19 protein-coding genes are annotated in these 17341 nt (G+C 62.3%); 7 read left to right on the forward strand and 12 right to left on the reverse strand.

Annotation, left to right across the window (positions count from 1 at the left end):
- Nucleotides 1-2: 2 nt before the first annotated feature.
- Together mltA and F2P47_RS16930 are read right to left on the reverse strand one after the other, a co-directional pair.
- Nucleotides 3-1172 carry a murein transglycosylase A gene (gene mltA, locus F2P47_RS16925; protein ID WP_152217570.1) on the reverse strand — a complete coding sequence of 390 codons (1170 nt, stop codon included), beginning with the start codon at nucleotides 1170-1172 and terminating at the stop codon, nucleotides 3-5.
- Nucleotides 1173-1206: 34 nt separating this feature from the next.
- Complete coding sequence (locus F2P47_RS16930; RefSeq protein WP_152217571.1) at nucleotides 1207-1938, reverse strand: Tim44/TimA family putative adaptor protein; 732 nt, start codon at nucleotides 1936-1938, stop codon at nucleotides 1207-1209.
- Nucleotides 1939-2111: 173 nt separating this feature from the next.
- On the opposite strand from F2P47_RS16930, the gene F2P47_RS16935 reads away from it, so the two are divergent.
- Together F2P47_RS16935 and secB are read left to right on the forward strand one after the other, a co-directional pair.
- Nucleotides 2112-2627 (forward strand): FxsA family protein, encoded by a 516-nt coding sequence (locus F2P47_RS16935; RefSeq protein WP_185681178.1) that lies wholly within the window; start codon nucleotides 2112-2114, stop codon nucleotides 2625-2627.
- A 94-nt stretch (nucleotides 2628-2721) separates the two neighbouring features.
- Nucleotides 2722-3189, forward strand: coding sequence for a protein-export chaperone SecB (gene secB / locus F2P47_RS16940; protein ID WP_152217573.1), 468 nt, complete (start codon nucleotides 2722-2724; stop codon nucleotides 3187-3189).
- A gap of 17 nt (nucleotides 3190-3206) precedes the next feature.
- Here secB and dnaQ read toward each other — a convergent pair whose 3' ends face one another.
- Genes dnaQ through F2P47_RS16965 form a run of 5 tightly spaced genes read right to left on the reverse strand, consistent with a single transcriptional unit; the run spans nucleotide 3207 to nucleotide 6864 of the window.
- Nucleotides 3207-3899 carry a DNA polymerase III subunit epsilon gene (gene dnaQ, locus F2P47_RS16945; protein WP_152217574.1) on the reverse strand — a complete coding sequence of 231 codons (693 nt, stop codon included), beginning with the start codon at nucleotides 3897-3899 and terminating at the stop codon, nucleotides 3207-3209.
- Nucleotides 3900-3937: 38 nt separating this feature from the next.
- Entirely contained in the window at nucleotides 3938-4564 is a 627-nt protein-coding gene (gene coaE / locus F2P47_RS16950) for a dephospho-CoA kinase (RefSeq protein ID WP_152217575.1), read from the reverse strand.
- A 17-nt stretch (nucleotides 4565-4581) separates the two neighbouring features.
- The gene (locus F2P47_RS16955) at nucleotides 4582-5427 is read right to left on the reverse strand and encodes a shikimate dehydrogenase (protein WP_152217576.1); all 846 of its coding nucleotides are present in this window, start codon (nucleotides 5425-5427) and stop codon (nucleotides 4582-4584) included.
- Nucleotides 5424-6032, reverse strand: coding sequence for a Maf family protein (locus F2P47_RS16960; RefSeq protein ID WP_185681179.1), 609 nt, complete (start codon nucleotides 6030-6032; stop codon nucleotides 5424-5426). The genes F2P47_RS16955 and F2P47_RS16960 overlap by 4 nt, the downstream gene beginning before the upstream one ends.
- A gap of 4 nt (nucleotides 6033-6036) precedes the next feature.
- Entirely contained in the window at nucleotides 6037-6864 is an 828-nt protein-coding gene (locus F2P47_RS16965; RefSeq protein WP_152217578.1) for a pyruvate, water dikinase regulatory protein, read from the reverse strand.
- Between the two features lie 547 nt (nucleotides 6865-7411).
- Here F2P47_RS16965 and hemE point away from each other — a divergent pair.
- The 4 genes from hemE to rho all read left to right on the forward strand — a co-directional run bounded on the left by hemE (nucleotide 7412) and on the right by rho (nucleotide 11489).
- Entirely contained in the window at nucleotides 7412-8464 is a 1053-nt protein-coding gene (gene hemE, locus F2P47_RS16970) for a uroporphyrinogen decarboxylase (protein ID WP_185681180.1), read from the forward strand.
- Nucleotides 8461-9489 carry a ferrochelatase gene (gene hemH, locus F2P47_RS16975; RefSeq protein ID WP_152217580.1) on the forward strand — a complete coding sequence of 343 codons (1029 nt, stop codon included), beginning with the start codon at nucleotides 8461-8463 and terminating at the stop codon, nucleotides 9487-9489. Before hemE ends, hemH begins: the two co-directional genes overlap by 4 nt.
- Nucleotides 9486-9932 carry a protoporphyrinogen oxidase HemJ gene (gene hemJ, locus F2P47_RS16980; RefSeq protein WP_152217581.1) on the forward strand — a complete coding sequence of 149 codons (447 nt, stop codon included), beginning with the start codon at nucleotides 9486-9488 and terminating at the stop codon, nucleotides 9930-9932. The genes hemH and hemJ overlap by 4 nt, the downstream gene beginning before the upstream one ends.
- 291 nt (nucleotides 9933-10223) lie before the next feature.
- Nucleotides 10224-11489 carry a transcription termination factor Rho gene (gene rho / locus F2P47_RS16985; protein WP_152217582.1) on the forward strand — a complete coding sequence of 422 codons (1266 nt, stop codon included), beginning with the start codon at nucleotides 10224-10226 and terminating at the stop codon, nucleotides 11487-11489.
- A 147-nt stretch (nucleotides 11490-11636) separates the two neighbouring features.
- Here rho and F2P47_RS16990 read toward each other — a convergent pair whose 3' ends face one another.
- The 4 genes from F2P47_RS16990 to F2P47_RS17005 form a co-directional block, all read right to left on the reverse strand.
- Nucleotides 11637-12608 carry a quinone oxidoreductase family protein gene (locus F2P47_RS16990; protein ID WP_152217583.1) on the reverse strand — a complete coding sequence of 324 codons (972 nt, stop codon included), beginning with the start codon at nucleotides 12606-12608 and terminating at the stop codon, nucleotides 11637-11639.
- A gap of 10 nt (nucleotides 12609-12618) precedes the next feature.
- On the reverse strand, nucleotides 12619-13245 hold the full coding sequence (locus F2P47_RS16995; RefSeq protein ID WP_152217584.1) for a LysE family translocator: 627 nt from the start codon (nucleotides 13243-13245) through the stop codon (nucleotides 12619-12621).
- Nucleotides 13246-13250: 5 nt separating this feature from the next.
- The gene (locus F2P47_RS17000; protein ID WP_152217585.1) at nucleotides 13251-13943 is read right to left on the reverse strand and encodes a dienelactone hydrolase family protein; all 693 of its coding nucleotides are present in this window, start codon (nucleotides 13941-13943) and stop codon (nucleotides 13251-13253) included.
- A gap of 125 nt (nucleotides 13944-14068) precedes the next feature.
- The gene (locus tag F2P47_RS17005) at nucleotides 14069-14257 is read right to left on the reverse strand and encodes a hypothetical protein (RefSeq protein ID WP_152217586.1); all 189 of its coding nucleotides are present in this window, start codon (nucleotides 14255-14257) and stop codon (nucleotides 14069-14071) included.
- Nucleotides 14258-14356: 99 nt separating this feature from the next.
- Here F2P47_RS17005 and gcvA point away from each other — a divergent pair, with 99 nt between their 5' ends.
- Complete coding sequence (gcvA, locus tag F2P47_RS17010) at nucleotides 14357-15334, forward strand: transcriptional regulator GcvA (RefSeq protein ID WP_204886748.1); 978 nt, start codon at nucleotides 14357-14359, stop codon at nucleotides 15332-15334.
- Here gcvA and F2P47_RS17015 read toward each other — a convergent pair.
- Nucleotides 15264-17306: a thioredoxin domain-containing protein gene (locus F2P47_RS17015; protein WP_152217587.1), complete on the reverse strand. Its 2043-nt coding sequence runs from the start codon at nucleotides 17304-17306 to the stop codon at nucleotides 15264-15266. The genes gcvA and F2P47_RS17015 overlap by 71 nt on opposite strands.
- Between the last annotated feature and the right edge of the window lie 35 nt (nucleotides 17307-17341).

Consider the following 17341-nt stretch of genomic DNA (forward strand, 5'->3'; position numbering starts at 1 on the left):
CCCTAGCGAGCGGCGAGGGATTTGGGAAGAAGGGCAATCAGCTCGCCCGGCTCTTTCATGCGGCCGGCAATCTCGGCGGCATCCGCCGTCGCGCCCCAGAAGACGTCGCCGCGCTGCTCGCCGCGAATGGCCGAGCCCGTATCCTGCGCCACCATCAGCCTGCGGAGCGGTTTGTGGCCGCTGCCATCGGGCGTTGGATAGCGGCTGTCGAGCCAGAGGAGCGAGCCCAGCGGATGGAAGCTGCGGTCGACCGCGAGGCTGCGGCCTGGCGTGAGGCTCACTTTTTCCGCACCGGGCGGGCCCGCTTCCGGGGCGGTGCCATTGAGGCGCTTGAAGAAGATGTAGCTATCGTTCCGGCTCAGCAACGGCTTTACTTCGGCAGGGTGAGCTTCGAGCCAGGCACGAATGGTCTGCATCGAAATCTCATCCTTCGAAATCTCACCGCGCTCGATTAACACTTTGCCGATGGCGAGGTATGGCCGGTTGTTCTTGGCCGAAAAGGCAAGGCGCATCACGCCACCATTATCGAGCTGAACGCGGCCGGAACCCTGGATGTGCAGGAAGAAGGCGTCGATCGGATCGGCCAGCCATACCAGCGCCAGACGCTTCGCATCGAGCCTGCCATCGGCGAGCGCGGCCTCGATCTGGGAACGGGTAGGCAGCTCCCTGCCGGAGGCGCGGGCGGCGGCATATTCGGGCGGAAAAGAGATGATCGGGGTCTGATAGGGGCCGTGGCGGGTCAGGCTGCCCTTCATTACGGGCTCGAAATAACCGGTGAAAAGCGGGTTCACATCCGATGCATTGCCGATGCGCACCGGCTGGAACCAGGTTTCGAAATATCGCCTTGCCGCTTGCTTGCCCGAACCGACTTCGTTCGCCGCCGCGCAGGCTTCCTGCCAGTCGGCGGCAGTACCGTAGCGGCGGGCTTCGGACGCCTTTGGATCGAGAGGATCGGCACCATTGAGTTCGAGGATGCGTGCGCAGGACCTGCGGAAAGTCGCGAGCGCCGCCGCGTGATCGTCATTCTGCCAGCCGGGAAGCGCGGCAAAGCTTACGGGCCCTGAACCGGCTTCCGCACTTGCCCGCGTCTCCATCATGGATGCCTCTCCGCTGCCACAGGCCGAAACGGCGAGCAGGACGAGGCCGGCAAGCCCCGCGGTTGCATATCTCATGGCCGGCCCCTCCGACTTCGCGCCCGTTTTCCCGTCAGTCCGCCGCGCCGGTGGCGACCAGGCGCCAATTGGGGTCGGAGGCCTTCAGGTCGCGCTCGAAGGTCCAGACATCGTTCACCTGCCGGATGGTCACCGGATCGCCCTCGATGACGATACCGTCCTTGTTCTTGGTGCAGGCGGTCAGCTCGCTGGTGAAATTTATGGTGAGGCGGGCACGCTTGCCCTCAAGCGCCGCCCCGGAAATCTGCGACTTGGTAATGCCGATGAAGTTCTGCTCCACCTGCTCGCCGCGGGCTTCGCGGCCCGCGATCACACCTTCGAAGCTCTTGTAGACATTCTCGTCGAGAAGGGGCTGCAGGGCCTTGCGATCACCCTTGGCGAACCCGTTGACGATCATTTCGTAGGCGATGCGGGCGCCGGAGAGGAACGCCTCGGCATCGAAGCGGCGGTCGGCCAGCGCAATCTCGGTCAGTGTCTGCGCAAGCGGCGAGCCTTCGGGCGCGATCCCCTCCCAGCGGTTCTTCACGACATAGGGCTCGCGCTGCGGATAGGCGTCGATGCCGGAATCGTCGGTGTCGGCCCGTCCGCGCTGTGGAAGGGAGACAACCTTGTCGTCGGCCCTGGCGGGCTTTTCGGAAGCGGAATAAGGATCGAAGGGCGGACGCTCATGGCCCGTTCGCCGCCCGAGAACGCTTCTGAGCTTCAGAAAGACGCCAACGGCGACGACAAGCAGGATAAGGTTGATCAGGATCGAACTCTCGCCCATCTAGGGCCACCTTTCAGTCTGTCGAGCCGGTGCTGCCCGATCTCCGCCATGATGACGGACGCGCGGCTTCGGCCCGAGGTCCCGCAATACTGGGTCTTTGCAATAAAGTAGGCTAACCGACCCCGGTTTACCACCTGTGGGGATAATCCAGACACCCGCTGAACGGAGGTTTCTTGGCACCCGTCATTCTTCTCGCCCTTATCCTCGTGCCGCTGGCCGAGATCGCGACTTTCATATGGGTCGGCGGATGGATCGGCGCGCTGCCGACCGTCGCATTGGTCGTCGGGCTCGCCATTTTGGGGCTATGGCTCCTGCACCATCAGGGGCTCGGCACGCTTCGCAAGGCGCAGGAAGCAATGGACCGGGGCGAAATGCCGGTCGAGCAGGTGACGGACGGGGCGTTCATCGTTCTCGCAGGGCTCCTCATGGTGACGCCGGGCCTGCTGACCGATGCGCTGGGCCTGCTGCTTCTCGTGCCGGCCGTCCGCCGGGCTCTTGGTCGCGCCGTCACGCGCTGGGCCAGAACGCACATGCATGTGCAGGGCATGGGCGCGTCGGCCTCCTACACCCGGTATTCCGGGCCGATCATCGAGGGCAAGGCGGAAGCCATTGAGCCCGAGCCCGATGACGCAAACGCCAAAAAGGGCGACGGGCCGTCGCCCTGGATCGGCGGCGGCAGGTCAAACTGAACCTGATGTCATCAGGCCGTGCCTTGTCCCGCGCAATATTCCGTGTTAGCCAGCGGGCTCAACATTCAGACGTTCGCACCATCGGCGAGGGATCATGTCCGACGAGAATTTTCAGGGCCTTGAGGGCGAAACGGGTCCGCAGCTGCGTGTGCTGACGCAGTACATCAAGGATCTTTCCTTCGAAAACCCGAATGCGCCGCGCACCGTCGGGCCGCTCTCCGAGCAGCCGCAGATTTCGGTGCGGGTCGATGTGGGCGCCCAGCGCCTCGGCGAAACGGAGTTCGAGGTTACGATCTCGCTCGGCGCCGAAGCCAAGATTCAGGACGAACTCATGTTCCTGACCGAGCTGGACTATTGCGGCCTGTTCCGTCTGGTGAACATTCCGGCCGAGCAGCTGGAGCCGGTACTCCTCGTCGAATGCCCGCGCATGCTCTTCCCCTTCGCCCGCCGCATCATCGCCGATGCAACGCGCGACGGCGGCTTTCCGCCGCTGCTGATCGACCCGGTCGATTTCGTCGGTCTCTACCAGCAGCGCCGCACCGAAGGCGAAGTTCCGAACTGATTTCCTGAAGGATCGGCCTAGCCGCCGAGCTTGACCCAGAGCGGTTCCGCGCCGAGGGTCGAGACGAACCCCTCATGCGCCGCGCGCTCTTCCTCGCTCAGACGCGAGGGGAGAGGCGTGGGCCGTTTGCGCGTTTCGCGGGCGGCCACGGTCGTTGCGGCAGCGGCCGCCGCGGCCGCGTCGAGCACCAGGCCCGGCTGACGGCCGCCCATCAACTCCAGATAGACTTCGGCCAGCAACTCCGCGTCGAGCAAGGCGCCATGCTTCACACGGCCCGAATTGTCGATGTTGAAGCGGCGGCAAAGCGCATCAAGGCTGTTCTGCGCGCCGGGGAAGCGCTTTCGCGCGATCATGAGCGTGTCGACGGCGCGGGCGGCGGCGAGGGGCGGACGACCGACCCATTTCAGCTCCGCATTCAGAAACGTCATGTCGAAGCCCGCATTGTGAATGACGAGTTCGGCATCGCCGATGAATTCGAGAAACTCATCCACAACCTCGGCGAATTTCGGCTTGTCGCGCAGAAACTCCGCCGACAGCCCGTGAACGCGGAACGCGCCTTCGGGCATGTCGCGCTCGGGATTCATGTAGCGGTGGAAAACATTGCCGGTCGGCACATGATTGAAGACTTCGAGGCAGCCGACTTCGACGAGCCTGTGTCCCTCGTCGGGTGAAAGGCCGGTGGTTTCCGTGTCGAGAACGATCTGGCGCATGGGGCGAGCCTAACAGGAATGGGCGCGGCGGGGAATCCTCAGATCCCCGGAAGACGTTCCTTCAGCACCTTGCCTTCGCGCGTCTTCAACGTCTCGACGATCTTGCGCACTTCCTCAAAAGCGTGGTCGAGCCCTTTGTCGGTCTCGACGATGAAATCGGCGCGGCGGCGCTTTTCCTCGTCGGGCACCTGCTTGGCGTGAATGGCGGCGAATTTCGCAGCGTCCATCCCAGGGCGCGCCAGAACGCGGCTTTCCTGAATGTGATAGGGCGCGCTCACCACGACGACGACATCGACACGCTTTTCGCCGCCCGTTTCATAGAGGAGCGGAATATCGAGAAGCACGGCATGATGGCCTTCGGCTGCGGCCTTTTTCAAAAACTCGATCTGCGCCTGACCGACCAGCGGATGCACGATCGCCTCGAGTTTCTTCATCGCTTCGGGATTGCCGAGCACGCAGCGCGAAAGCTCCGTGCGATCCACCGCATCGTCGATGACAGCGGAGGGAAAAACTTCGCGCAGGGGCTCCACTGCCGCGCCGCCTTTCATATAAAGCGCATGGACGGCCGCATCGGCGTCATAAACGGGCACGCCGAGACGCGCGAACATTTTCGCCGTCTCCGACTTTCCCATGCCGATCGAGCCGGTCAGACCGATAAGCAGCATGAATTCCTCCCCGTTTCTTACTTTTCGACGATGCCCATATCGGCGAGCACCAACGCGCGAAGTTCAGGCGTAACCTCGGGCCGGATGCCGAACCAGGCTTCGAAGCCCGGCACCGCCTGATGAAGCAGCATGCCAAGACCGTCCACCGTCGCGAAGCCCTGCAGACGGGCGCGGGCGAGAAGTCCCGTTTCGAGCGGCGTGTAGACGATGTCGGTGACAAGCGCCGTGCGTGGCAACATTTCGAGCGAGAACTCGATCTCGCCCGCCCCGTTCATGCCGAGCGTCGTTGTATTGACGAAGAGGGCTGCGCCATCGAGAGCCGAATTGGCTTCGTCCCAATCGAATATCCGCGCATTGCGGAGTTGCAGTTCCCTGGCAAGCGCTTCCGCGCGGGCCTTCGTCCGGTTGACGATGCGAAGCTCAGGCACGCCTTCCGTTTCCAGCGCGGCGGCAATCGCGCGGGTCGCGCCGCCCGCGCCGATCAGCACCGCAGGACCGCTCGCCGGAAGCCAGTCCGGCGCGCGCTCGCGCAGATTGGCGATGAAACCATAGCCATCGGTATTGCGGCCCTCGAACCCCTTTGGCGTCATGACCAGCGTGTTGACCGCCTTGAGACGCTCGGCATTTGCGTCATGAAGTTCCAGCGCGGCGAAGGCGGATTCCTTGTGCGGTACGGTGATGTTCGCGCCGATATAGCCAAGCTTCGACAGATCGCGCAGCGTCGCGACAAAATCCTCGGGCCGCACGGCGAAGCGCTCATAAAGCGCATCCTCGACGCCGTATTTCTCGATCCAGTAATTGTGGATGAGCGGCGACCGCGAATGAGTGATGGGCCAACCCATGATGCAAACCTTGCGGGTCATGTGCGGATCACCCCGTGGCGGCGCAACTCTGCGAGAAGCGGCAGGAGCGGCAGTCCGAGAATGGTGAAGTAGTCACCATCGATCTTTTCGAAAAGCTGGATGCCCGGACCTTCGAGCTGGTAGCAACCGACGCTCGTTCTGACCTTCTCGCCCAGCGTCTCGAGATACCAGTCGAGAAACGCGTCGGAAAAATCGCGCATGGTGAGAAGCGCGCGGTCCGAAAAAGACCAGAGCAGTTCGCCCGACTTCGCAAGCACGATGCCACTGTGAAGAATATGCATGCGGCCGCGAAAGATCTTCAGATTGTCCCGCGCCTCGCCCATGTCGCGCGGCTTGTCGAAGCGCGCCTGATCGCAGGAAAGGATCTGGTCGGCGCCGATGACAAAAGCGCCGGGCGCGACCTTGCTCACGGCTTGAGCCTTCGCGGCGGCGAGTTCGAGCGCCAGCGCATCAGTACCAGCTTCATCATTGCCACCCGTGAAGCCGCGTTTTACCGCGTCTTCGTCGACACCGGAATCCCGGACGGAGAATTCGAGCCCGGCATGGGTCAGCAGCATTGCGCGGACCTTGCTGCCGGAGGCGAGAATGAGGGGGGGCGCGGACATGCTTTCAGCCGACTTCCTTCTGGCGCTCATTATAAAGATTGAGCACTGCCGCCGCCGTCTCCTCGATGGAGCGCCGCGTTACGTCGATGACCGGCCAGCCATTGCGCGCGCAAAGACGGCGGGCAAAGGCGACCTCGTCGCCTACGGCGTCGTGATTGACGTAGCTCGTGTCGGTATCCTCGTGGAGAGACAAAAGCCGGTTCTTGCGGATCTGGATCAGGCGATCGGGACTCGTCGTCAATCCGACGATCAGCGGATGTGTCGCGGTTTCGAGATCGGGCGGAAGAGCGACATTGGGCACGACCGGAACATTCGCCGCCTTGATGCCGCGGTTTGCCAGATAGATGCAGGTCGGCGTCTTCGAGGTTCGGCTCACGCCGACCAGGATGATGTCCGCCAGATCGAGATCGCCGGCAGACTGTCCGTCATCATGCGCCATGGTGTAGTTCAGCGCTTCAATGCGGCTGAAATATTCGGCGTTCATCGTGTGCTGCGAGCCGGGCTTGTGCGAGGACTCGCGGCCCAGATAAGTGCCGAGCGCACCCATCACCGGATCGAGCACGGAAATGCAGGGCGTCATGAGTTCGGCGCAGCGCGCTTCCAGCCGCTGGCGCAACTCCTCATTCACCATAGTGAACATGACGATGCCGGGCGCATCCTCGATTTCACCAAGCACACGCTCGAGCTGCTTCGGGCCCCGCACCAGCGCATAGACATGTTCGATCGGATGGGCGTCCTCATATTGGGCGCAAGCTGCGCGGGCGACCGCGTTCAGCGTCTCGCCAGTCGCGTCCGAAACCAGATGAAGATGAAAGACACGCCGGGACGCCATGAAATCCGCCAGTTGTCGCGCGGGCAGAAAATGGCCCGGCCGCCGCCAAGGTAACGACGCTCCCCTTGCGGTGCCAGAGTTTTTGCGGCAATAGGGTTAATGAAGAACATGTCGTCGGGTCTGTGGATATCTGTGTTTAACGGGGGTATGTCGGCCTTTCGGGAAGACCCTCGAAAATTCCTCCCCGCTTCGCCTTTTCGCTCCCCGCTCTCATCCGCCTCTGAACAGAAAAAGGGGGTGGGAGCCAAGATCGGTGGATGAATGGATGGAGAGACCCACCGCGGCTTTCTGTCCCCATTGTTCACAAGGCAGACAGGCATAGGATCCACAGCGCAAGTTCTTGCGTAAGCTCGACTGTTGGTTCGAGCAGCAAAAGAACACACAGAGGATTGTTGAGATCTGGATGAATGCGAGGCGGCAGCGCCGGGAACGAAATCTGTGGAAAGGCGGTCGAACAAATCGCCGGAGCTTTTGATCCCCGACTTCCACAGCTATCCTTTACTACCCCCACCTAGAATCTAAGAATCTTAGATAGAGAGCGATCCCTGTGAGTCACGAATCCGGAACCCAAGCCAAACGAATGATTCGTGCGCTCAAGGGAGAGCCTGTCGACCGCACACCTATCTGGCTGATGCGCCAGGCTGGACGCTATTTGCCCGAATACCGGAAGACGCGGGCCGAAGCCGGAAGCTTTCTCGATCTCTGCTACAATCCGGAGCTCGCCGAAGAAGTGAGCTTGCAGCCGATCAGGCGCTACGGCCTCGATGCGGCAATCCTCTTTTCAGACATTCTCGTCGTGCCCGATGCGCTTGGGCAGGAAGTTGCTTTCAAGGAAGGCGAGGGGCCGGTGCTTGCCCCGATCACGAGGGTCGAGCAACTGGATGAGCTCGATCTCGGTGGTGTCGTGGAAAGGCTACAGCCGGTCTATGAGACCGTTCGCAGGCTGAAGCGCAGTCTCCACGCCGAAACGGCACTGATCGGCTTTGCGGGCGCTCCCTGGACCGTGGCGACCTATATGGTGGGCGGGCGAGGCTCGCCGGATCAGGCTGCAGCGAAGCTCTGGGCCTACCGCGCGCCTGAGGCCTTCCAGAAACTGATCGACCTTCTCACCGAGGCGACAATCCTTCACCTCTCTGCACAGGTCGAGGCAGGGGCCGAACTCGTCCAGATATTCGACACCTGGGCCGGCAGCCTTCCCGAGACGCAGTTCCGTGCCTATTCGCTTGCTCCCACGGCGAAGATCGTAAAGGCATTGAGGGGAAAGTTCCCTGGCCTACCGGTCATTGGCTTTCCGCGCGGCAGCGGCGCGCTGGCGGTGGACTATGCCCGCGATACGCAGCTCTCGGGCGTGAGCCTCGACACAGGCGTTTCACCGGCCTGGGCCGCGAAGAATTTGCAGAGCATCGCTTGTGTGCAGGGTAATCTCGATCCGCTGCTGCTCGTCGCTGGCGGCGAGTGCATGCGGTCTGCCGCGAACCATATTCTCGACACGCTTGCCGGCGGGCCCTTCATCTTCAATCTCGGCCACGGCATCGTTCCGCAGACGCCGCCTGAGCATGTGGCGGAACTTGTCGAACTCGTTCGGTCGGCGAAACGATGAGCGCAAAGAAGAAGCTCGCCATCGTTCTTTTCAATCTCGGCGGACCGGACGGTCCCGAGGCGGTCGAGCCTTTTCTTTTCAACCTCTTCAATGATCCCCTGATCATCCGTGTCCCACAGCCATTGCGCTGGCTGATCGCGAAGATCATTTCAAGGCGTCGTGCGCCTGTGGCGAAGGGCATCTATGCGAATATCGGCGGTCGGTCGCCGATCCTGCCTCTGACGGAAGCTCAGGCCAGAGCACTGGAGCAGGAGCTTGCCGGGGACTATGACGCGCGCTGCTTCATCGCCATGCGTTACTGGAAGCCCTTCGCGTCTGAGACAGCCGCGGCCGTCAAGGCTTGGGCGCCGGACGAAGTGATCCTGCTGCCGCTCTATCCGCAATATTCGACGACGACCAACAAATCCTCGCTTGGGGACTGGGATCAGGCGGTCAAAACGGTCGGTCTTGCAGTGCCGACGAGAACAATCTGCTGCTATCCGGTTGAACCGGGCTTCATTGCCGCCTATGCGGAGCTTCTGCGCGAGGCGCTGGCTAAATTCGCTTCCGGCGAAAAACCACGCATTCTCTTTTCCGCTCATGGCCTTCCCAAAAAGGTGGTGGAGGCGGGCGACCCCTATCAGCAACAGGTCGAGGCGAGCTGCAAGGCTGTGGTGGAGGCGTTGGGTGTCGAAGGGCTGGACTGGGTGACCTGCTATCAGAGCCGCGTCGGACCGCTTGAATGGATCGGGCCAGCGACAGACAAGGAGATCGAGCGGGCCGGACATCAGGGCAAGAGCCTCGTTGTCCTTCCCATCGCCTTCGTCTCGGAACATTCCGAAACGCTGGTCGAGCTCGATATCGAATATGGCCATCTCGCAAAAGAGGCGGGCGTGCCGCGTTATGAGCGGGTGCCCGCGGTCGGGACCCATCCGCGCTTCATCGCGGGGCTCGGCAATCTGGTAAGAACGGTGATGAACTCGTCCGACAGGCTGCTCTGCCCGGAGGAAGCGGCGGGCCGGCCCTGCGGAGAAGAGGCGAGATGAGCGCGACACTGACTTCGGCCTATATGTGGATCAAGGCGCTCCACGTCATTTCGGTCATCTTCTGGATGGCGGGCATGGCCTATCTGCCCCGGCTTTTCGTCTATCACGCAGAGGCGAAAGTGGGCTCCGAGAAGTCCGAGACCTTCAAGATCATGGAGCGGCGCCTGCTGCGGGGCATCATCAACCCGGCCATGATCGCGAGTTTCCTCTTCGGCGGGCTGATGCTCTGGTTGAACCCGGCGCTGCTCTCCGAGCACTGGCTCCACGCGAAGCTCTTTCTCGTGGTGGTCATGACGGCCGCCCATGGCTTTTTTGCCAGGTGGCGCAAGGACTTCGAGGCGGACCGGAACCGGCATAGTTCGCGCTTCTACCGGATCGTCAACGAGGTTCCGCCGACGCTGGTTGTCGTCATCGTCATTCTGGTAATTGTTCGGCCCTTTTAGGGTGGTCGGAAAATCCATTTGAAATCCGGGGGCTCTGGCCTTATATGCTTTGCAAGGCCGGAGTTCTTCCGGCGGTCTTCCTGATGTCCGTGCCGTTCCCGTGAGAGCCTGACCCAAGGGCCTGAGTAACGGAACGATATGACGAAACCCGATGCGCCGAGGGCACATCGCGGCAGGCAAGGCAAAGGGCCTCCCCAAACTTCCTTCTCGTTTCGAATTTTTCTTCCCGCTTCCCGCATTCAGCCGAGTTTTTGCCGATAGCCGGACCGGATTCTCCCAAGAAAGCATCCAATGCCGCAGATCAAACTGCAGGACCTCAAGGCCAAAGGGCCGACCGAACTTCTGAAGATCGCCGAGGAGCTCGAAGTCGAGAATGCCTCGACGCTCCGGACGCAGGACATGATGTTCGCGATCCTGAAGCAATATGCCGAGCAGGGCATCGACATCATCGGCGAAGGCGTGGTTGAGGTGTTGCCCGACGGCTTCGGCTTCCTGCGCTCGCCGGAAGCGAATTACCTGCCGGGTCCCGACGACATCTATGTCTCCCCCTCACAGATCCGCCGCTTCTCGCTCCGCACCGGCGACACGGTGGAAGGCGAGATTCGCAGCCCGAAGGACGGCGAACGCTATTTCGCGCTTCTCAAGGTCAACACGATCAATTTCGAGAGCCCGGACAAGGCCCGCCACAAGGTCCATTTCGACAACCTGACACCGCTCTATCCCGACGAGAAGCTCGAGATGGAGGTCGACGATCCGACGCTGAAGGACAAGTCGTCCCGCGTCATCGACATCGTCGCCCCGCTCGGCAAGGGCCAGCGCGGCCTGATCGTCGCCCCGCCGCGTACCGGCAAGACGGTTCTTCTCCAGAACATCGCCCATTCGATCACGACCAATCATCCGGAATGCTATCTGATCGTTCTGCTGATCGACGAGCGTCCGGAAGAAGTCACCGACATGCAGCGTTCGGTGAAGGGCGAGGTCATCTCCTCGACATTCGACGAGCCGGCGGTACGCCACGTTCAGGTCGCCGAAATGGTGATCGAGAAGGCGAAGCGCCTGGTCGAACATGGCCGCGATGTGGTCATTCTTCTCGACTCGATCACGCGCCTCGGCCGCGCCTACAACACGGTCGTCCCGTCCTCCGGCAAGGTGCTGACCGGCGGTGTCGACGCCAACGCGCTCCAGCGTCCGAAGCGCTTCTTCGGCGCGGCGCGCAACATCGAGGAAGGCGGCTCGCTCACCATTATCGCGACGGCGCTTATCGACACCGGCTCGCGCATGGACGAAGTCATCTTCGAAGAGTTCAAGGGCACGGGTAACTCGGAAATCATTCTCGACCGCAAGGTCGCCGACAAGCGCGTCTTCCCCGCCATCGACATCATCAAGTCGGGCACGCGCAAGGAAGAGCTGCTCGTCGAGAAGGGTACGCTGTCGAAGATGTATGTGCTCCGCCGCATCCTCAATCCGATGGGCACGGTCGACGCGATCGAGTTTCTGCTCGACAAGCTCAAGCAGACCAAGAACAACGGCGAGTTCTTCGACTCGATGAATACGTAAGGCGCTGGAGCTTCAGCGATACGGAAAGGGCGGCCTCAGGGGCCGTCCTTTTTTATGGCGTCATGCCGGACTTGATCCGGCATCCATCTTCAATCGTGCCGTAAGGCAAGATGGACCCCGGATCAGGTCCGGGGTGACGGGTGGGAGTTACGGTACCAGCACCGTCGCGCCGGTTGTCTTCCTCGCTTCGAGGTCGCGATGCGCCTGGGCGGCGTCGGCGAGCTTGTAGCGCTGGTTGATCTCGATCTTCACCGCGCCTTTGGCGACGACGTCGAAAACCTCGGCGCCGATTTCGGCATAGTCTTTCGGCGAGGCGGCATAGGTCGCGAGCGTCGGGCGCGTCACATAGAGCGAGCCCTTGGCGGCGAGGATGCCGAGATCGACGCCGGTGACGGGGCCTGAGGCATTGCCGAAAGACACGAGAAGGCCACGGGGACTGAGGCAGTCGAGCGAGGTCATGAACGTGTCTTTGCCGACGCCGTCATAGACGACGGGTACCTTCTTGCCGCCAGTGATTTCCTTCACGCGCTCGACGGTGTTTTCTGTGCGGTAGTTGATGACGTGATCGCAGCCATGCGCTTTCGCAATCGCGATCTTGTCGTCGGAACCGACCGTGCCGATGACCGTGCAGCCCAGATGCTTTGCCCATTGCGTGGCGATGAGGCCGACGCCGCCGGCGGCGGCGTGCCAGAGGATCGTCTGTCCCGCTTCGACGCGGAAGGTGCGGCGCAGGAGATATTCGGCGGTGGAGCCTTTGAGCAGAAGGCAGGCTGCAGCATCGTCGCTGACACCGGCGGGAAGCGGAAGCGCGCGGGCGGCGGGAACATTCGTCAGCTCCGCATAGGCGCCGCCGCTGTTGTAGGCGATGCGATCGCCGACCTTCACATTGGTCACGCCTTCGCCCACGGCATCCACGACGCCCGCCGCTTCGCTTCCGAGCGTGAAGGGGAGCGGCACGGGATAAAGGCCGGAGCGAAAATAGGTCTCGATGAAGTTGAGACCCACGGCCTTGTTGCGGACGCGGATTTCGCCGGGCCGCAGATCGGCCAGGTCGATTTCTTCGAATTGCAGAACCTCGGGCCCGCCATGCTGGTGGATACGAATGGCTTTGGTCTTCATCTGAAGTCTCCTACGAGCGGGTCAATGCGAGGGTGAGCCCGGTGAGGGCAAAGACTATGCCGGTGATGCGGTTGCGGATGAGCTGGGCGCGTGGACTCTTGAGGTAGGGAGCGAGATGGCCCGATGCAATCGCGTAAGTGCCGTCGGACAGGGCGCTGATCGTAATGAAGGTGAGAGCGAGCACCAGCAACTGCGGCAAGGCGGGACGATCCGGGGCGATGAACTGCGGAAAGAATGCTGCATAGAAGATAAGTGTCTTCGGATTGGTGATGGAGACGAGAAGGCCGCGACGATAGACGACGGCGGGCTTCAGGCGCGGCGTCTGTGCGGTGTCGCCCCCCTCGGACGTGATCGGCGTGCGCCAGGCGGAGATGCCGAGCCAGACGATATAGGCGGCGCCGATGAGTTGCAGAATCCCTGTCCATGGTCCCAGCGCGACGAGGAGCGTATCGAGGCTGGCGACGACAAGGACCATATGGATCGTGATCGCGGTCGAGCAGCCGGCAAGCCCGATCAGTGCATCGCGCCAGCCCTGACGGATGCCGACCGCGACCAGATAGGTCACGACCGGCCCCGGTATCACGCAGAGCAGGAGCGTTGCGCCGATAAAGGCGAGGTATAGCTCGGACGGGACCATGGAGGTCAGGCGAGATTCTTCCTGAGGAAAGCCAGCGAGCGGGCATTCGCCTCGTCGGCGGCCGCCTTGTCGTAATGCGCGCCGCGCGGACGGGCGAAGGCGTGATCCTGCTCGGCATATTGATGAATGGTGACAAGCGGATTGTCGCGCAGATTGTCGATAATCTCGGCCTGCGCTCCCTTGTTGACGAATTCATCCTTGCCGGCGATGTGCAGCATCAAGGGCTTCTTGATGAACTCGGCATCGGCGAGGCGATTCTGGATGTTGACGCCATAATAGCCGATCGAAGCGTCGCTGTCGGTGTGGCAGGCCGTGAGAAAGGCGAGCTGGCCGCCGAGGCAATAACCCATCGCGCCGACTTTGCCGGTTGTGAGCGGACGGAGCGTCTTGATCGTGGCGGCGATGTCGGCGACGCCGTGATCGACATTGAAGGCACCCATGAGATCGAAGGCCTTCTTCCACTCGGCTTCGGTCTGGTCGGTGATGTCGACGCCGGGCTCGATGCGCGAGAAAAGATCGGGGCTGAGGGCCACGAAGCCTTCCGAGGCCAGCCAGTCGGCGACGTCGCGCATGACCTGATTGACGCCGAAGATTTCCTGGATGACGACGACGCCCGGACCCGTACCGGATTTGGGCTTTGCCAGATAGCCGGTGAAATTGTGATCAGGACCGTGAATGGAAATGGTTTCGCCGCTCATGGGCTTGGCCTCCTCAGCTCGATTGGAATTCGATGGGAGGGGACTTTAGCCGCCTGGAGGCGCTTGCGGACAAGAAAAAAGGGCGCGTTTTCACGCGCCCTTTCGAATTCGGTTCGGGAAGCCGGTTACCAGCGGGCGTCGAGCGCCTTGTTCTTGGCTTTGAGCTTCTTCGCGGCGAGAGAGGCAGCAGCCGTCGCGGGGCGGCGGGCTTCAGCCCAGGCCGTGCGGGCAACGGGGGTCTCTGCCGAGAAACGCCCCGTGGCGACGCGGAAAGCGTCGACATAGGAGCGGGCAAAGAGACTAGCGATGTTCATTTTATTCACCAAAGGGTTCGTGTTGAGGGGAAGATGGTGCTTCCCACAGGCCAAATCAAACGATGACTTTTCACAGCAGATGTGAGAATATCTAACATCATGAGCATTCGCCGCCTGCCACCGCTGAACGCGCTTCGGGCCTTCGAAGCCGCCGCCAGGCATCTCAGCTTCTCGCGTGCGGCCGAGGAGCTGCATGTCACCCATGCGGCGATCAGCCATCAGGTGCGCGCGCTGGAGGAAGAGGCGGGGGTGGCGCTGTTTGTCAGAACCGGCCGCGCGGTCGAACTCACCGATGCAGGCCGGGCGCTGTTACCGATGCTTTCGCAAGCCTTCGATCAGATCGCCGATGGCTGGGCGCAGGCCCTGGGTGAGGAGGGCGGGCCGCTGACCGTTTCGGTGGAGCCGTCATTCGCCGCGCGATGGCTGGTGCTGCGGCTCGGGAGGTTCTATCGCGCCCATCCGGAGATCGAGCTGCGGTTGCTGCCCTCACCGGAGATCATCGATTTCGAAACGCAGAATGTCGATGTCGGCATTCGATATGGGCTCGGCGGCTGGACCGATGTGATCGCGGAGAAACTGTTTGAGGCGACCGTCTATCCCGTTTGCAGTCCGCTTCTGATCGATCCGAAAAAGCCGATCCGGACGCCGGAGGACCTGCGCCAATATCCGCTGCTTCATGAGGAGACGATGGGGCACTGGCTGCAATGGCTCGAAGCGGCCGGCGTCAAGAATCCAAAATGGGCGGCGAGGGGCCCGCTCTTCATCGAGGCATCGCTGGCACTTCAGGCCGCCGCCGCCGGTCAGGGTGTGGCGCTTGCGAACGACGCGCTCGCCATGACCGATTTGGCGGAAGGGCGTCTCGTTCGCCTCTTCGACCTCGAAGTGCCCGATGAGGAAGCCTATTGGCTCGTCTATCCCAAACGCAGCGCGCGCAAGCCCAAGGTGCAGGCCTTCCGTGCCTGGATCCGTGAAGAGGCAGGCCTTCTGCCCGCCGAGATCGCCGGACTCAAGGAGCGGGTTCGTTCGAAGGCGCGCGAGCGCGCAAAAGAACCGAAGCGAGGTCCCGAGGCTCCGTGATCGGTAGCGAGCAGGTCGGGCCGAGACAGACATAGGCCGTCGGCTTTCCGTCGAGCGCGCGCTTGCCGGCGGCGGGATGCCCTTCCGGCAATGGGGTGCCGTCCTCGATCAAAGAAAGAACATGCGTCGGGAGGGCGAGGGCGAAGACCGTGCGGCGCAGTTCAGCCGTTGTGTCGTAAGACCCGATCAGGACGATCTGGATCGGCCAGAGGCGTGTTTCGAGACCTGTGAGATACGAACCCAGCGGGAAGATATTGCGGTTGAGCTCGCCGGCAAAAGCCCGGACGAGTTCGTCCGCACGGGCGAGATAGTCGCTCTTACCGGTGAGGAGGGAGAGTTTTGTCAGTACACTGATGAGAACGCCATTGGCCGCCGGGGTCGCATTGTCGGCCACGCTGCGCGTCCGCGTGATGAGGGCGCCCGCATCGTCGGCGGTGAAGAAATAGCCGCCGTTCTTTTGGTCGCGGTAGTGGGTGTCGAGTTCGGCGATAAAGCCTTCGGCCTCCGCGACGAAAGAGGGGTTCGATGTCGCCTCGGCCAGCGCCAGCGCGGCGTCGGCCATATTGGCGAGATCGTCGGCCATGGCGCGGTGCTGGAGCTTCCCCTCGCGCCAGGTGTGGTGGAGACGGCCATTCTCGATCATGCGCGTGGTGACGAAGGAGAAGGCACGGGCGGCCGCGTCTATCCAGAGCGGATCGTCGAAGGCGACACCCGCCTCGGCCAGCGCCGCGATGGCGAGGCCGTTCCAGTCCGCGAGCACCTTGTCGTCGAAGCCGGGGCGGATGCGCTTCGCGCGAATGGCGAGAAGCCTGTCGCGCGTGGGGGCGAGCGCCTCTTCCTCTTCTTCACTGAAGGGCTCGTCGGCGTGGGCAAGGCGATTGAGGATGTTCTTTTCTTCCCAATTGCCGTGGCGGCTGACGTCATAGACGGATTTGAAATGGGGCGCGTCGGCGCCGAGAGCCGCGTCAATCTCGGCCTCGCTCCAGACATAGAAGCGGCCTTCCTCGCCCTCGCTGTCGGCGTCGAGGGAGGCAGCGAAACCCGCGCCGTCGACCAGCATTTCGCGGAGCATCCAGCCGATGGTCTCGCGGATGCGCCGCGCATAGAGCGGCTTTGTCGTCTCTACCCATGCTGAGGTGAGGAGACGCAAGAGCTGGGCATTGTCGTAGAGCATCTTTTCGAAATGCGGGGCGAGCCAGCGCTCGTCCACCGAATAGCGGGCGAAGCCCCCACCCAGATGATCGTAGATGCCGCCCTCGCAGAGATGGTCGAGGGTCTTGAGCACGACCTCACCAAGGTCGGCGCGGCCGGTGCGGAGATAGGCCCGCCAGACGAAGGTGAGGAGGGGCGTTTGCGGAAATTTCGGCGCGCCGCGAATTCCGCCATGGACGGGGTCCATCAGCGACAGGAACTTGTCGGCCACGATGTCGAGAACTTGCGGCGTCGGCTCGCCGGGATAGGCGGTGGAGGATTGCTCGTCCAGCGCCTTCACCAGAGCGGCGCGGTTCTGTTCGATCTTGCCGGGTTCTTCGCGGACGAGGCGGGCGACCTCTTCGAGTACGGCAATGAAGCCCGGCCTTCCGTAAGCAGGCGTCTTCGGAAAATAGGTGCCGCCCCAGAAGGGCTCGCCGTCTGGCGTCAGGAACATGGTGAGCGGCCAGCCACCCTGTTCGCCGAGAAGGTGGAGCGCCGACATATAAATAGCATCGATATCGGGCCGTTCCTCGCGATCGACCTTGATGGGGATGAAAAGCCGGTTCATCACCGCGGCGACTTCCTCGTCCTCGAAACTTTCATGCGCCATGACATGGCACCAGTGGCAGGCGGCATAACCGATCGAAAGCAGGATCGGCTTTCCTTCCGCGCGGGCCGCGTCCAGCGCCGCTTCGCCCCAGGGCCGCCAGTGAACGGGGTTGTCCTTGTGCTGCAGGAGATAGGGGCTTGTTTCCGAGTCGAGGAAATTGCGTGACATAAGGCCGTCCGGGCGGTTCACTTTGGAAGTCGTTT

The organism is Parvibaculum sedimenti (assembly GCF_009184905.1).
Lineage (GTDB): Bacteria > Pseudomonadota > Alphaproteobacteria > Parvibaculales > Parvibaculaceae > Parvibaculum > Parvibaculum sedimenti.

Bases quoted from the DNA above. Each gene is read 5' to 3' on its own strand.
- mltA (WP_152217570.1), bottom strand. From the start codon at position 1,172: ATGAGATATGCAACCGCGGGGCTTGCCGGCCTCGTCCTGCTCGCCGTT.
- F2P47_RS16930 (WP_152217571.1), bottom strand. From the start codon at position 1,938: ATGGGCGAGAGTTCGATCCTGATCAACCTTATCCTGCTTGTCGTCGCC.
- secB (WP_152217573.1), top strand. From the start codon at position 2,722: ATGTCCGACGAGAATTTTCAGGGCCTTGAGGGCGAAACGGGTCCGCAG.
- dnaQ (WP_152217574.1), bottom strand. From the start codon at position 3,899: ATGCGCCAGATCGTTCTCGACACGGAAACCACCGGCCTTTCACCCGAC.
- coaE (WP_152217575.1), bottom strand. From the start codon at position 4,564: ATGCTGCTTATCGGTCTGACCGGCTCGATCGGCATGGGAAAGTCGGAG.
- F2P47_RS16955 (WP_152217576.1), bottom strand. From the start codon at position 5,427: ATGACCCGCAAGGTTTGCATCATGGGTTGGCCCATCACTCATTCGCGG.
- F2P47_RS16960 (WP_185681179.1), bottom strand. From the start codon at position 6,032: ATGTCCGCGCCCCCCCTCATTCTCGCCTCCGGCAGCAAGGTCCGCGCA.
- F2P47_RS16965 (WP_152217578.1), bottom strand. From the start codon at position 6,864: ATGGCGTCCCGGCGTGTCTTTCATCTTCATCTGGTTTCGGACGCGACT.
- hemH (WP_152217580.1), top strand. From the start codon at position 8,461: ATGAGCGCAAAGAAGAAGCTCGCCATCGTTCTTTTCAATCTCGGCGGA.
- hemJ (WP_152217581.1), top strand. From the start codon at position 9,486: ATGAGCGCGACACTGACTTCGGCCTATATGTGGATCAAGGCGCTCCAC.
- rho (WP_152217582.1), top strand. From the start codon at position 10,224: ATGCCGCAGATCAAACTGCAGGACCTCAAGGCCAAAGGGCCGACCGAA.
- F2P47_RS16990 (WP_152217583.1), bottom strand. From the start codon at position 12,608: ATGAAGACCAAAGCCATTCGTATCCACCAGCATGGCGGGCCCGAGGTT.
- F2P47_RS16995 (WP_152217584.1), bottom strand. From the start codon at position 13,245: ATGGTCCCGTCCGAGCTATACCTCGCCTTTATCGGCGCAACGCTCCTG.
- F2P47_RS17000 (WP_152217585.1), bottom strand. From the start codon at position 13,943: ATGAGCGGCGAAACCATTTCCATTCACGGTCCTGATCACAATTTCACC.
- F2P47_RS17005 (WP_152217586.1), bottom strand. From the start codon at position 14,257: ATGAACATCGCTAGTCTCTTTGCCCGCTCCTATGTCGACGCTTTCCGC.
- gcvA (WP_204886748.1), top strand. From the start codon at position 14,357: ATGAGCATTCGCCGCCTGCCACCGCTGAACGCGCTTCGGGCCTTCGAA.
- F2P47_RS17015 (WP_152217587.1), bottom strand. From the start codon at position 17,306: ATGTCACGCAATTTCCTCGACTCGGAAACAAGCCCCTATCTCCTGCAG.